Origin of the sequence: Tetragenococcus koreensis, from assembly GCF_003795145.1 — a bacterium.
GTDB lineage: Bacteria > Bacillota > Bacilli > Lactobacillales > Enterococcaceae > Tetragenococcus > Tetragenococcus koreensis.
The window spans coordinates 471,351-485,613 of record NZ_CP027786.1 but is presented as its reverse complement, the minus strand read 5'-3'; the positions used below and the strand labels follow the sequence as shown (position 1 = coordinate 485,613).

The window sequence follows — 14,263 nt, the reverse complement described above, 5'->3', positions numbered from 1 at the left end:
TTAACAAAAGTTAACCCTTCGCTAAACATAATTGAATAGGTAATGCTCTCCTTTGTTCATTCCCCCCTACAACATAAATGAAACAGCAAGAATCAGTGAAAAATAGCACTCATCCTTGCTGTTACAAATTAACTATTCATTTCAGCTTGACGTTTCAATACGCGTTCACTGATTTTTAGAAATGGCAGGTAAATGATGACGCCCAGTGTAATCAAAATGATTTGCAAAATCGGTGCGCGCCAATCGCCTGCTGTAGCGAGATAACCACTGATAACTGGGGGCGTGACCCAAGGGATAAAGACGACGGTCTTACTAATCCAACCGAGTGCTGTTACAGCATAGGCAATTAATGTTTGGATAATCGGTATGATGACAAATGGAATAATCATCGGAATATTAAAAACAATGGGCAAGCCAAAGATTACAGGTTCATTGATTTCAAAAAGTCCTGGAGCTAAACTTAATTTAGCCATTTCCCGGTAAGATTTCATCCGGGAAAAGATCAGAATTGCAATTAGTAAACAAATGGTTGCACCCGTTCCACCCATTTGCGCAAAAGACGTTTGAAAACTAATCGTCAAAATATTAGGCGGTTCTGTGCCTTGCGAATAAGCAATCATATTTTCGTTAATATTTTGTGTTAAAAATGGTTCAGTAAAAGGGCCATTAATAACCGATTGGTGAATCCCAAACGTAAATAAAAGATTGCCAAAACTATATAAGAATAAATAGCCAAGTAAGCTAGCCCCCACTGCGCGCAGTGGTTGTTGGATAAGCGTCACGATCAGCGTAATCAAATCCATATTTAACGTGATTTGTAAAAGTAAGGAAAGTGCAGCAAATAAGGAAACAGTAATAATCGCTGGTAACATAGTACTAAAGGATTTCGAAACCGCCGGTGGAACTTGTTCGCCTAAATTGATCCGCAGCACCTTCGTTTTATTCAATGCTAACAAGACTTCAGTCGCTACCAATCCAATAATGATACCAACAAACATCGCTTCTGTGCCTAAATTTTCATAAGTTAATGCACCTGTTGTTTCGATCGTTGACTCATTAAAAGGCACATCTACGGCTAGTGGCATAATCGTAATGTAAGTTGCCATGGCTACAACTGCCGCAGAGATTGGATTGGCAAAGCCTTTATTTGAAGATAAAAAATAGGCAATCGTAGGACACAACAATAGTCCGGCAATATTTAACGTTCCGTTATTAATACTGTTCCCAAAATCTTGTGCGACAGTTAAAGTTTCACCAGAAAAAATAAAGGGAAACAATACATTATTGATCAATACGGCTAAGCCTGCCAAAATAAACATCGGAATAATGGTTGCAAATGCATCACGTAAAGAGCGTAGGTGCACTTGATTTCCAATTTTTGAAGCTATTTCCACAAACTTATTCATAAATTTACTATTCATTTCTATCGCCTCATTTCAATAGATAATCACCATTTGTCTGAATGACTTGTTTGAACCAATCATAACTTTTTTTAGGGACTCGTTTTAAATCTTTTAGATCATGATTTTCCCGATTAACATAAACCACGCCATAGCGTTTGCGCATGTCTCCTTGTGAGCTTAAAATATCAATTAGTCCCCAACCTAAGTATCCTAAGACATCTACACCGTCTAGGTTAACCGCCTTTAACAAAGCAAGGAGATGGTCTTTATGGTAAGCAATGCGATAATCATCTTCAATTGGATGTTTGCCATCCCACTTTTCTATAACGCCAATCCCATTTTCGATTGGAAAAACGGGCAGGTTATATCGTTGATAGATTTTATTTAAAATATCACGGAAACCATCAGGATCGATCTGCCAATTCCATTCCGTCGTATCAATATAAGGATTATCTTTTTTACCAAGTGGCATATATTCATTCGGTGCAGCATCTGCTGGTACTTGTGTATGGTCTATGGTCGTACTGGAATAATAGCTAAAGGACAAATAATCACTGCGCAATTTCATAATTTCAGCTAACTCTTCTTCAGTAATCGCTAGGTCAAACTTACGGTTTTCAATAAATTTCAAATAGGAGTCTGGTCGTTTGCCGTAGGTATACATGTCTAAATAATGATGATTTAGAAATTCATCAAATTCACGTGCTAAACGTATATCTTCCGGATGACTCGTTGCCGGATAAACTTCCTGATAAGCCAGCATACCGCTGATTTTGGCATCAGTATTTTCATGAATATAGTTAGCAATACTGGCATGACAAACCATCGTATTATGCTGAATTTGGTATAATTCTTCTAATGTTTGCTCGCCAGTTAAATAACCTGCAACTCGGAATCCTTCATCTGGCATGCTAAAAATGTTTTGTTCATTAAAAGTCAACCAGTGTTTCACCTTATGACCAAAACGATCAACCATTTCTTTTCCGTAGCGAACAAACGCATTTACTACTTCTTTTGAAATAAATCCGTTGTAGGTTTCGGCTAAGTGCAGCGGCGTATCAAAGTGATACAAACAAACCATCGGCTCGATCCCGCGAGCAATCAGCTCATCAATAAATTGATCATAAAACGCAATCCCTTCTTCGTTCCACTCGCCATTTCCTTCTGGATTGACTCGACTCCAGGAAATTTGAAAGCGGTACATATTCATCCCTAGATCCTGCATATAATCAAAATCTTCTTGGTAGCGATGATAAGAATCTGTCGCTACTTTCCAATCGGAAGCATTTTCTGTTGCTTCTCTAATATCATAAACAGATTTTCCTTTGCCTCCTTCATTCCAAGCGCCCTCTGTTTGCATACTGGATACAGAATTTCCCCAATAAAAATCATCACGTAACTTCATTAAAATTCTCCCTTCCAATTTATAGTTTAAGCATAGCACAATAACAAGCGCTTACACTTTCGAATTTACTATACTACTTTCACATATCGCTCCCTACTTTCATTTTATGAAAATTAAGGATACAATTCAGAAAAGGAGTGTATTTCATGAGTGGTGGATTAATTCTTTCAATACAAGACATTTTGAACCACTATCAAACAAACGATACAGAACATATTATCGCACAATATTTATTAAATAACCTTTATCGTCAATCGATTACGATCACTGATATCGCCAAGGCCTGTCATCTATCCGAAGCTAGTGTCACACGTTTTTCTAAGAAATTGGGTTATGAAGGATTTAGCGAGTTTAAAAAAGATTACTTTTTAATGCAATTAGAAGAAAACGAAATGGAACTCGATCTTTTAGCTAGAAAAGAAAAACAGCCCATCAACAAATTACTGTTAGCCGAATTGCAAACGGTAAGCGATGAATTTAATACCTTTATTAATCACTTTGATCCCAAGCAACTTGAAACCATCAGTAAAAAAATACAAGAAAGTCAGCGAATTTACTTGTTTTCCACGTTAATTCCGGGAAATATAACCATGATTTTACAGACAGTTCTTTTAAATTGTGGCAAAGAAGCCGTTTATCCAGTAGATGGCAGAAAGCAACATGAAATCATTCCCTATTTAAAAAAGGACGATTTGGTAATCGTTGTTTCACTTGAAGGGTCGCTAGTCATGCAAAAAGATTTAACGCTATCGATTATTAACTCAAAAGCTAGCAATGTCTTAATTACTCAAAACCCACATATGAAGCTGTCCTCTTTATTCGATACCGTTGTTTCATTAGGAAACCATGATTTAGAGCGCACAGGTAAGTACAAGCTGTTAGCGTTTGTAGAATTACTAGGAAATCATTACATGGTAGAAAATAAGAAAACTCAGTAACGCTAAATAAAATGTCAGGTAATTAAATTATCTTTAATAATGAAAAATGTTTTACGCTATGTGAAACATTAAGCGCTTTATAAAATAGAACAAATTTGTTGAATCTATTTGGAAATCTTTCTATTCCAAGTAAAAGAAGAAAAATAAAAAGAAGTTGTCCACACATCTTAGTTACTATTCAAAAAAATTATTATTTTGACATTTCATTTACTTGAGGTGTCTTTAGCTTTTTAACGGCGAGTGCTTTGATTGATTAAGAGCCTTAGGTTAGTAAAAAAGAACCATAATAGAAAACTTTGGAGGCACATCCGTAAAGTTGACCCCAATATGAAAAATTTTGGAGGTACATCCGCAAAGTTGCCTCCAATATAAATAGTTTTGGCGGTACATCCACGAAGTTGCCTCCAATATAAATAGTTTTGGTGGTACATCTGCGTAGTTACCTCCAATATGAAAAGTTTTGGTGGTACATCCGCGAAGTTGCCTCCAATATAAATAGTTTTGGAGGTACATCCGCAAAGCTGCCTCCAATATAAATAGTTTTGGTGGCACATCCGTAAAGTTGCCTCCAATGTGGAAAGTTTTCTGGAAATGATCGAAATTATTCAAACGATACTTATGATAAACTATTGGACGATGCCTCAGGAAAATATGCTAATGATCCCCAAAAACGTTGGGAAGCGTTAATAGCAGCAGAAAAAGAAATGATGGAAAACACAGCGGTATGATTTCAATTAGCCAAAACCAACAATCCGTCTTACAAAGTGATGATATTGCCGGAATGAATTATCATACTTTTGCTGCACCCGTGACATTGAAAGATGTTTATAGAAAATAAAAGATATAAGCTCTAAACAAAAGACCTGTGAAATGATAAGAAATCATCATTTCACAGGCTTTTTTCTAATATAAATGTAAACAGTCCAACATCATTTCAAACTTATAGAAAAAAATAAACGCTTCTTCTTTAACTATATGCTAAGACATTCCGATAAGCCTCTTCCATTACTTTTACATAATCGGGTACAGCCATTTCTTTAGCGTTATTTGGATTGGATGAACTTTGTACGGCCGTTTCAGCCAATTGTTGAAAATCGTTTTGCTCTACCTTATCCAGTTCCGCAAATGCAGGGATATTAAATTGCTGGTTGAAGTCTAATAAAATTTCCACCGTTTCGTATGCCGCTTTCTCCACTGTATTGCCAGCATCCACTCCTAATGCAAAACCAACTTCTGCATGTCTTTTAAAATCAGCATCCATATTATGATGGAACATATAGGGTAGAAAAATAGCATTTGCCACCCCATGTGAAGTATCATATCTACCACCAATGGCTTCAGATAAACAGTGTACCCCTGCAGTATCTGCATTCCCAAAGGCGATTCCTGCCATTAAGCTAGCAATCAGCATATTTTCTCTTGCAGCCGCGTCCCCATCTTGAACTGCTGTCGCTAAGTTCTCCTTAACCAGTCGAATAGCATGAAGGGCTAAGCCATCGGTAATGGGATTGGCTATACGACACGTATAGGCCTCAATCGCATGAGTTAGTGCATCCAAACCTGTACTAGCAGCAACCGAAGCGGGCATTGATTGTGTCAGTTCTACATCCAACAAAGCGAGTTTAGGAATAATACGTTGGTCGCCTACCCCCATTTTATAATGTTTGGTAGTATCAGTAATAATTGACCAACTCGTTACTTCACTTCCTGTTCCAGCAGTCGTAGGGACACAAAGAAGCGGAAGCGGCGGTTGTTTGGCTACCTCCATCCCTTCGTAATCTTTTATTGTCCCCTTATTTGTGCAAAGAATACTTACTGCTTTAGCCGTATCAATCACACTTCCTCCGCCAATTGCAATAATCGCGTCGATAGTTGCATCGCTAAATTTTGCAGCGATTCGATCACAATCAGTATCATGAGGATTGGGTTTCACATCATAAAATGATTTATATTGAATCTGATACTCATCTAAGCTATGGTAAATAGGTGTTAACAGCCCTGCTTTTTCCACACCTTTATCGGAAATAATCAGCACATACTTCAAATGGTATTCATTTGCATAATATCCAATATCGGCACTTACACCCTTCTTGGTAATTACTTTGGTGGGCATCAAATATTCAAAATTCATCTATCGTCCTCTTCTCTTCATCTTATTTATTTTTTGAATAAAACATTTTTAACCAATAAATAATTGGTAACTTCGCAGAGCTTTTTAGGCATCGGTTGATCTTGTTTATTCCCTAAACCAATTAATCATATCGGGCTGGAGATTAATATTAATTTGTTTAAGTTCAGAAAATTCGTCTAAACCTGTTTCGCTCAAGCTTCTGCCAATGCCGCTTTCTTTATAACCACCCCAAGGAGCTTCGTAATAATTTTCATGATACGTATTAATCCAAGTTATTCCTGCTTTTATTTTTTTAATAACGCGCCAAGCCCGATTACCATCATTTGTAAATACAGCTCCTGCTAAACCATACCTGGTACCATTAGCCAGTTCGATTGCTTCTGTTTCATCGGTGAATTTCTGAATCGTAACTACAGGACCGAATACTTCTTCTTGGACAATTCTCATATTTTGCTCTACATCAATAAAAGCAGTAGGTTCGACAAAATATCCAGCGCTAAGCCCAGTATTCCTTAACCTATTGCCGCCACAAGCAAGACGTGCGCCCTCTTCTTGACCTATCCGAATATAATCTAGCACTTTTTGCATATGTTCTTCACTAACCAGCGGCCCCATCTCAGTATCTGGATTATTCCCCGGTCCCACTGTGATTTTACTAGCCCGCGCCACAAAGCGATCCACAAATGCATCGTAGATAGATTCCTCTACTAAAATTCTGGAAGCAGCTGAACAAATTTGTCCAGCGCCATAATAAATACCATATAGCGCATAATCTACGGCCAGTTCGATATCCGTATCGGCAAAAATAATATTGGGTGACTTCCCACCTAATTCAAGAGAAACTTTCTTTAAATTACCGCTAGCAGCTTTCATGATCTGCCTACCCGTTTCTGTTCCTCCAGTAAAAGAAACCATATCTACATCATGACTAATAGCCAGTTCGTTACCTACTATTTTCCCTTCACCCATTACTAGATTAACAACACCTGCCGGAAAACCGGTATCAGCAAAAATTTCAAATAGTTTGACTGCTGTTATTGGGGTAACCTCGGAAGGTTTCAACACAATCGTATTCCCTGCAGCCAACGCCGCTGCGATTTTCCACACGCCCATTAGTAAAGGAAAATTCCATGGAACAATTAAGCCACAAACGCCGATTGGCTCACGCACAACTACTGTTTCTAAGTTTGGCGCAGGATTAAAAGTTTTCCCATTGGATTTTCGGATAATAGAAGCATAATAGCGAAAGCAGTCGGCCGCATCTTGAACATCAATTTTAGCTTCATGTAGCGGTTTACCATTATCCAACATTTCCAGTTCTGCTAGAGTATCTAACTGCTTTTCAATTCGGTCCGCAACTTCCATTAACAAACGTGAACGCTGTGCACTAGTCATTTCTGGCCAATCCCTTTGATCAAAACTGGAACGTGCCGCTTGAATAGCTGCTTGGACATCATCTTTATTTCCATCGACTGTATGGAAAATAACCTCACCGTTTGCTGGATTAACGATTTCTCTATTTTGCCCATTCGTTGGCGTATGCCATTTACCTTTAATATATAGATTTAAATTCATTTTAATCCCCCATTTACTGCTGTTTGAAACTTTATAATTAAGAATACGTGACCTTATTTTATAAAGCAAGTTTATGAGGGAATATACGACAAAGCTTTCCTAAACTTGTGTCATGAAAATAGCGTCAAGAAAGAGATTAACTAAACTTATGTATTGAAAGTGAGCATGAGAAAAAGTAAATGAACTTTAGAAATTATGAGCTATTCTAGCTTTAAAACCAAAAATTAAAACCTGTAAAATGAACGATTTCTCGTCATTTCACAGGTTTTATCTATCACAATTACTATATGACCATCTACATTATATAAATTAACCGAAGAAGGATAACAATACACCCGCAGTAACAGCTGATCCGACAACCCCAGCAACGTTAGGGCTCATCGCATGCATCAGAAGATAATTACTTGGATTGTATTTAATACCTTCTTTTTGAACAACACGAGCTGCCATTGGTACGGCAGAAACCCCCGCTGCCCCAATTAGAGGATTAATTTGTCCGTTTGTCATCTTGTACATCAATTTACCTAATAACAAACCAGAAGCAGTTCCTACAGCAAAAGCGATAAGACCTAACACTGTGATAATAAGTGTATTCAACGTTAAGAAAGTTTCACCCGTTGCTTTTGCACCGACAGAAACACCTAAAAGAATAGTCACAATATACATAAATGAGTTCTGCAATGTTTCAGATAATTTAGGTACTTGTCCACTTTCACGTATAAGGTTTCCTAACATTAGCATTCCTACCAAAGTCGTTGCTGATGGAATAATTAAAGTAACAAAAAGCGTAGTTACAATAGGAAATAAAATCTTTTCCTTTTTAGATACCGTACGCAATTGTTCCATTTTCACTTTACGTTCTTTTTCAGTAGTAAGTAATCGCATAAGAGGTGGTTGGATAATTGGCACTAAAGCCATATATGAATAAGCCGCCAAAGCGATCGCAGGTAAGATATGGTCAGCTAACTGACTTGTTAAATAGATCGCTGTTGGACCATCTGCCCCACCAATAATACCAATAGAAGCCGCTTCTTCTGGTGACATGCCTGCAACAATGGCTAAAAAGAAAGCACTAAAAATACCAAACTGTGCTGCGGCTCCTAATAGTAATGTTTTAGGGTTAGCCAAAAGTGGACCGAAATCCGTTGAAGCTCCCAAACATAAAAAGATCAAAGGAGGGTATATCCCTAAGTCAACCCCTTGATAGAGGTAATACAAAAGTCCTCCCGATTCGCCATTTGATGGTGCATCCATTACGCCGCCTAATGGTAGATTTACCAACAATATTCCAAAAGCGATCGGTATTAATAAGTATGGTTCATACCCTTTTCGAACAGCTAAGTACAAGAAAATAAGCGAAACGATAATCATAATCAATTCCTTATAAGTCATACTTAGTATTCCTGAGTTTTGAACCAATTCGTTTACGACATCAAACATCTTTTTGGTACCTCCTCAGAAATTATAATTCAAATAATACGTCGTCAGCTTCCACTGATTGTCCTTCTTTTACATGTACAGCGGAAATAGTGCCATCTGCAGGAGCTACAATTTCATTTTCCATTTTCATTGCTTCTAAGACAACCACTGTTTCTCCTTCTTTAACTGATTGCCCTGGTTGAGCTAATACTTTAAAGATATTGCCTGGCATTGGAGCTGTGACGTTTTGGCCACTTCCAGAAGATGGAGCAGGCGCTGGTTGTGCTTGTTCAGTCGAAGGGCTTGCTTGTTGTTGTTGCGCATTATTTTCATTATTATTATTGTTTTTTGGTTCTGTTCTTTCATTTTCACTAATTTCTTCGATCGTAACGCGGTATAATTTACCGTCGATTTCTACTTCATATTTATTCACTTTCGTTCCTCCCAATTTTTTTATTTATTTCTTTTACTTTTATCAACTAACAGACTCATAATAAGAGCTACTTTTTCAGGTGGAATCGAACCATCTTCTGTTTTTCCTTCTGAAGGTTCCGGTTTCCCCTCATTTACAGTTACTTCTGCTTGATTATTATTAGTTGGAGCTGCTTGCTGACTATTTTGTCTTTCAACCAAATTTTTTACAATGATCAAAATTCCCCATAAACCTAACAATACAATAAACACAGTAAGCATAGCGGCTACCATTAGTACGAGACCGTCTAGGATTGTAAAGTTTGACATTCTGACACCCTCTCTTATTATACCTGTGTAACTTTAATTTTAGTAATGCCATCATCATTATTTTCTGATTTTGGTGCATATTTATTTTTTAGATAAGTTAGTCCAATTTGTGGGAACAATGCATAAGTCAATACATCTTCTTCTGTTTTGGCTAAATCACCTAATTCAGCTGCCAATGATTCCATTTCTGGTTGTAAGCGATCAGCTGGACGTTCTGTAATAACTTCTTCGTCACCAATGATATTTTCTTGCACAGTTTTATCCACTGGAGCTGGAGACTTTCCATATTCTCCGCGAATATAGTTTTTAATTTCATTAGGAACCATCTTGTAACGTTCTTTTGCCAATACATTAAAGACAGCTTGTGTTCCTACCATTTGGCTCATCGGTGTTACTAACGGTGGATAACCTAAGTCTTTGCGGACTGCAGGTACTTCTTTAAGAACATCTTCATATTTATCTGTAGCATTCGCTTGTTTAAGTTGAGAATAAAGATTAGATAACATACCACCCGGCACTTGATAGAATAAAGCATTTGGCTCTACATCCATCATTTTGTAATCAAAAACACCTTCATCGACGTATTTTTGTTTGATCGGTTTGAAGTAATCAGCAATTTCTTCCATTAGATCCATATCAACATCTAATTCATAGCCATACTCTTTTAAAGCATAAGCTAACGTTTCAGAAGCTGGTTGGCTTGTTCCGCCTGCAAAAGGAGAAATGGCTGTATCAATGATATCAGCACCTGCTTTTACAGATTCTAGATATGTCATTTCCGAAGTGCCACTCGTTGAATGAGTATGAATTTCTACAGGAACATCAACGACTTTCTTCAATTCACTAACTAATTCTTTGGCAACTTCAGGAGTCATAATCCCTGCCATATCTTTTACACAAAGTGAATCAGCGCCCATGTCTACTAATTCTTTTGCTAGATCACGATAATAATCCACAGTATGAACAGGGCTAATTGTATAGCAAAGAACAAGTTGAGCATGTTTATTAGCCTTTTGGACAGCTTTAAGCGAAGTTTCTAAATTTCTTACATCATTTAAAGCGTCAAAAATTCGGAAAACATCGATTCCAGCTTCAGCAGCTTTAGCAACAAAACTTTCTACTACATCATCAGCGTAGTTACGATAACCTAATAAGTTTTGTCCCCGCAACAACATTTGTAGTTTAGTATTTTTTGCTCGTTTACGAATTTCTCGCAATCTTTGCCAAGGGTCTTCATTTAAGTAACGGATAGCTGCGTCATAAGTCGCTCCACCCCAACATTCTAATGCTTCATAGCCCACTTTATCCAATTTTTCAACAATTGGAAGCATGTCTTCTGTCGACATTCTAGTAGCCATTAAACTTTGATGAGCGTCTCTTAAGACAGTTTCCATTAACTTGATTTTTTTATTTTCGCTCATGTCTTTTCCCTTTCCTTTCTTTTTATTATCATCCTTCATAAAAAAAGCTGACATATACAATCTCATTTTACGTGATATCCCAGACCAGTCAACCAAAGTTAGGCAAAAAAACACCTAAAACACATGTTGCACTTTGTTTTCCATTTGATTTTTCCTTTTTTAATGATGAGAAATCCACTCTATAGTGTTTTTTCAGTGTACTTTTTTTGAAAAAGCATTGAATACGGTTACCGCATCCCTTATGATTATTCTGTGATTAAAGGATGCAGTAAACATCTGCATTTAATTATATAAATAAATAGAAAGTGAGGTTTAGGATTTATTTATTAACTCTTAATGAGCCTATATTTACAAAAATTAAATTTTAATAATAAGGAGAGCGAAATTTTATGGCTAATGATGAGAAAAAGAAAGGGTTGAAATTATACGGCGCTCCATGGTACGTAACGATTGTTGCCTGTATACTTATCCTTTCAGCGATGTTTTCAGGTGCTTTAGGTACCGATATGCCGAGTACTTTTGCCCTTATGTTAGCAATTGGTATTCCTTTAAATGAAATCGGCAAACGTCTACCTATTTGGAATAAATACATTGGCGGAGGAATTCTGTTAGCATTTATTGGTACATCAGTTATCGGAACTTATAATTTAATCCCATCAACTTATGTATCTTCTATTGATAATTTTACGAGTGAAATTAACTTTCTATCATTTTATATTGTTGTATTAATTACTGGATCGGTATTATCTTTAGAAAGAAAGATATTAATGAAAAGTTTTGCCGGTTATTTCCCGGCTATACTTGGTGGTTTAGTAGGCGCTATGTTGCTTGCTATCTTAGGCGGTCTATTTTTCGGTATTACGCCTGGGGAAGCGATTACTCACTATACGCTACCTATTATGGGCGGCGGAAACGGTGGTGGCGCAATTCCTCTATCTGAAGTTTATGCTGGTATTACTGGTGAAGGAAGCGAAGTTTACTACAGTTTTGCTATTATTATCTCAAGTTTCGCACACCAAATCTGGGAGATAAGCCTTGATATAACGGGGCAGAGTATCCACCCAGTGTTGGAGTTGACTTGTAATAAAATCTTGTAATTGGCTTCCTGATTCTTCACTTACCGCTTGAATAATATGTACTAATTCGATAAGAGCAGCGGACCAATCGAGTTCTTTTATTTGATCGCCCAGTTCATAAAATAAGCCACCTAAGGTCCGCTCATCATTGGCACAGCGCTGCTGCCAGCTTAATAAAATATACCGTGTGAACACAATGGTGGTGTGACAAATTAAGGCTTGATAATGTCGCGTTTGTGTTTCTTTAGTCAGATGAAGCAATGATTTCGATGCCTTAAAAAATGTCTCGATGTCCCATCTCGCCGAGTATGTTTTGACCATTTCTTGGGAAGATAAATCCAGATCATCGGTCATAATCGCCAACCAAGCACTTTTCTTATTGTGATTTTTGACAAAAACGATTTTCACGGGATTTTTGCCGGAGCTTGGTTTCACCACAATCGAGGAAATAATCGCTTCTTGTGTATATTCTTTCGTAGATTTGGCATAAAGTTCTTCCAGCTTGTATAAACGTTGATGAAAAAGGTATTTGGTTTTTCCATTTTTCACCATCCCAATGGTGTGAATCCCCATATCGTGTAATTGGTCTATCATTTTAGGGGAAGTAAACCATTTATCCATCAACACATGGGTGGCGTAAATCCCTTGGTTCAAGGCGCGTTGAACCATCTCAAGTGCCACTTCGGGCATTTTACGACTTGATTCGTTGAATCGTTTGGCTCCTACGGTTCGTTGATCTTTTTCTGCTATTGTTTGGTTCACTTTTTTCTTACCGGATAGTAACCCGAAATCAATCGGAATGAAAGAATAGCCATCGGAGAACCCTAAAGTAAGCATACGATACCCTTTGTATCCTTGTTTGAGCGCATGATCCAAAGACGAGCTAAGCCTGGTACCTCTTGGCTTCGATTACGATAAAACGTCGAATCATCCAAGATCAACGTCCGAATATGGGTTTTCGTATCCGTTAAAGAATGGAGCTTTTCGATGACAGACGCACTAAACCGAAGTAAAAACAGACGCCAGTTGTTATGGGGATTGTTCATCCATCGATACACGGTATCTTTTTTCATGTATTGGTCGCTTTCCCGCCCACTGAGAACTTGGTTTAAGGATTTTCCTTTAAAGACGAGGCTAAAGAGAAAAGTGAATAGAATAGCCACCGAATACCCTTTTTGCTTTTCCATATGGGCTTGTTTTAAAAATTGCGTGACTTTTAATTCAGAAAAAAGGGCTTTTATTTCATTCGGTAATTGATTTTTAATAGCTTTTAAGTGTACCATAAAGGCAAGAACTCCTTTGTTTTTGGTTTGTGGTTAAATCAATTATAAAACAAAAGGAGTTCTTTTTGTATAAAAAGGTAGGCAGTCAATATCAGGACTTTTTTCGACCTAAGAGTTGATAAGACCGTTGTTTAATATCATTTTACATGTGCGAAACTTGAGTTATTATCTTAACTGTTGGAAATATTTTTGCGATTTTTGCTGCTGCTTTACTAAACAAACTTGGAGATGCTTTCCCTAAACTAACAGGTGACGGAAAGACAATCATTCGCGGAGCTGAAGAAAATGATCTTGCAGATGAAGATTACACTCCAACACTTGGAGATGTTGCATCCGGTCTTTTAATTGCTCTTGGAGCTTATTCAGTGGGTCTATTATTCAGTAATGTATTATTACCTGAAATTTTTGGTTTCCCAATTCACGAATTAGCTTACATGGTTATCTTTGTAGTTATCCTTTGTGCATTAGGGGTTGTTCCGCTTAATGTTCGTATGGGAGCTAAACGTTTGCAATCATTCTTTACAAAACACTTAACACTACTAATCATGGTTGGTGTTGGTGTCGATCTTGACCTAAACGAATTGCTTGCAGCTGTTACACTTCCAAATATCGTTGTGGCTTTATTTATTATCGTCGGTGCAGTACTTGGATCAGGTGCTGTTGGTTACCTAGTAGGGTTTTACCCAATCGATACAGCTGTTACAGCTGGACTATGTATGGCAAATCGTGGCGGTTCAGGAGACTTAGCCGTATTAGGTGCTGCTAACCGCATGGGATTAATGGCTTACGCTCAATTATCTAGTCGTTTAGGCGGAGCTATTATCTTAGTTATTGCAAGTGTGTTGTTCTCAATACTATTATGATAATGAAT

At 37.4% G+C, this 14,263-nt stretch carries 11 protein-coding genes and 2 pseudogenes; 4 read left to right on the top strand and 9 right to left on the bottom strand.

Annotation, left to right across the window (positions count from 1 at the left end; all coding sequences use genetic code 11):
• Window positions 1-128: 128 nt before the first annotated feature.
• Window positions 129-1,421: a PTS sugar transporter subunit IIC gene (locus C7K43_RS02350; RefSeq protein WP_124005380.1), complete on the bottom strand. Its 1,293-nt coding sequence runs from the start codon at window positions 1,419-1,421 to the stop codon at window positions 129-131.
• Window positions 1,422-1,431: 10 nt separating this feature from the next.
• On the bottom strand, window positions 1,432-2,808 hold the full coding sequence (locus C7K43_RS02345) for a glycoside hydrolase family 1 protein (protein WP_124005379.1): 1,377 nt from the start codon (window positions 2,806-2,808) through the stop codon (window positions 1,432-1,434).
• A gap of 146 nt (window positions 2,809-2,954) precedes the next feature.
• Here C7K43_RS02345 and C7K43_RS02340 point away from each other — a divergent pair, with 146 nt between their 5' ends.
• A complete protein-coding gene (locus tag C7K43_RS02340; protein WP_124005378.1) occupies window positions 2,955-3,746 on the top strand; it encodes a MurR/RpiR family transcriptional regulator in 792 nt (263 codons plus the stop codon).
• Window positions 3,747-4,327: 581 nt separating this feature from the next.
• A pseudogene (locus C7K43_RS13665) lies at window positions 4,328-4,584 on the top strand (peptide ABC transporter substrate-binding protein); the annotation flags it as partial.
• Window positions 4,585-4,713: 129 nt separating this feature from the next.
• Here the strand turns inward: C7K43_RS13665 and C7K43_RS02330 are convergent.
• The 6 genes from C7K43_RS02330 to C7K43_RS02305 form a co-directional block, all read right to left on the bottom strand.
• On the bottom strand, window positions 4,714-5,877 hold the full coding sequence (locus C7K43_RS02330) for an iron-containing alcohol dehydrogenase (protein ID WP_124005377.1): 1,164 nt from the start codon (window positions 5,875-5,877) through the stop codon (window positions 4,714-4,716).
• A gap of 105 nt (window positions 5,878-5,982) precedes the next feature.
• Window positions 5,983-7,452 carry an aldehyde dehydrogenase family protein gene (locus tag C7K43_RS02325; RefSeq protein WP_124005376.1) on the bottom strand — a complete coding sequence of 490 codons (1,470 nt, stop codon included), beginning with the start codon at window positions 7,450-7,452 and terminating at the stop codon, window positions 5,983-5,985.
• A 309-nt stretch (window positions 7,453-7,761) separates the two neighbouring features.
• Complete coding sequence (locus C7K43_RS02320; RefSeq protein ID WP_123936252.1) at window positions 7,762-8,892, bottom strand: sodium ion-translocating decarboxylase subunit beta; 1,131 nt, start codon at window positions 8,890-8,892, stop codon at window positions 7,762-7,764.
• A gap of 22 nt (window positions 8,893-8,914) precedes the next feature.
• Window positions 8,915-9,304, bottom strand: coding sequence for a biotin/lipoyl-containing protein (locus C7K43_RS13355; protein WP_202583396.1), 390 nt, complete (start codon window positions 9,302-9,304; stop codon window positions 8,915-8,917).
• Window positions 9,305-9,324: 20 nt separating this feature from the next.
• Complete coding sequence (locus tag C7K43_RS02310; protein WP_123936251.1) at window positions 9,325-9,612, bottom strand: OadG family protein; 288 nt, start codon at window positions 9,610-9,612, stop codon at window positions 9,325-9,327.
• A 17-nt stretch (window positions 9,613-9,629) separates the two neighbouring features.
• Complete coding sequence (locus C7K43_RS02305; protein ID WP_123936250.1) at window positions 9,630-11,033, bottom strand: oxaloacetate decarboxylase subunit alpha; 1,404 nt, start codon at window positions 11,031-11,033, stop codon at window positions 9,630-9,632.
• A 389-nt stretch (window positions 11,034-11,422) separates the two neighbouring features.
• On the opposite strand from C7K43_RS02305, the gene C7K43_RS02300 reads away from it, so the two are divergent.
• Window positions 11,423-12,130, top strand: coding sequence for a 2-hydroxycarboxylate transporter family protein (locus C7K43_RS02300; protein WP_226996710.1), 708 nt, complete (start codon window positions 11,423-11,425; stop codon window positions 12,128-12,130).
• Here the strand turns inward: C7K43_RS02300 and C7K43_RS02295 are convergent.
• Window positions 12,035-13,392: pseudogene (locus tag C7K43_RS02295) on the bottom strand (IS4 family transposase). The gene C7K43_RS02300 and the pseudogene C7K43_RS02295 sit on opposite strands and share 96 nt — an antisense overlap.
• A gap of 164 nt (window positions 13,393-13,556) precedes the next feature.
• Here C7K43_RS02295 and C7K43_RS02290 point away from each other — a divergent pair.
• Window positions 13,557-14,255 (top strand): 2-hydroxycarboxylate transporter family protein, encoded by a 699-nt coding sequence (locus tag C7K43_RS02290; RefSeq protein WP_338056123.1) that lies wholly within the window; start codon window positions 13,557-13,559, stop codon window positions 14,253-14,255.
• Window positions 14,256-14,263 lie beyond the last annotated feature (8 nt).

What these genes read in the sequence shown, in the direction of transcription:
- C7K43_RS02320 (WP_123936252.1), bottom strand. Translation starts at nt 8,892, where the DNA reads ATGTTTGATGTCGTAAACGAATTGGTTCAAAACTCAGGAATACTAAGT.
- C7K43_RS02350 (WP_124005380.1), bottom strand. Translation starts at nt 1,421, where the DNA reads ATGAATAGTAAATTTATGAATAAGTTTGTGGAAATAGCTTCAAAAATT.
- C7K43_RS02300 (WP_226996710.1), top strand. Translation starts at nt 11,423, where the DNA reads ATGGCTAATGATGAGAAAAAGAAAGGGTTGAAATTATACGGCGCTCCA.
- C7K43_RS02340 (WP_124005378.1), top strand. Translation starts at nt 2,955, where the DNA reads ATGAGTGGTGGATTAATTCTTTCAATACAAGACATTTTGAACCACTAT.
- C7K43_RS02310 (WP_123936251.1), bottom strand. Translation starts at nt 9,612, where the DNA reads ATGTCAAACTTTACAATCCTAGACGGTCTCGTACTAATGGTAGCCGCT.
- C7K43_RS02345 (WP_124005379.1), bottom strand. Translation starts at nt 2,808, where the DNA reads ATGAAGTTACGTGATGATTTTTATTGGGGAAATTCTGTATCCAGTATG.
- C7K43_RS02330 (WP_124005377.1), bottom strand. Translation starts at nt 5,877, where the DNA reads ATGAATTTTGAATATTTGATGCCCACCAAAGTAATTACCAAGAAGGGT.
- C7K43_RS02305 (WP_123936250.1), bottom strand. Translation starts at nt 11,033, where the DNA reads ATGAGCGAAAATAAAAAAATCAAGTTAATGGAAACTGTCTTAAGAGAC.
- C7K43_RS02325 (WP_124005376.1), bottom strand. Translation starts at nt 7,452, where the DNA reads ATGAATTTAAATCTATATATTAAAGGTAAATGGCATACGCCAACGAAT.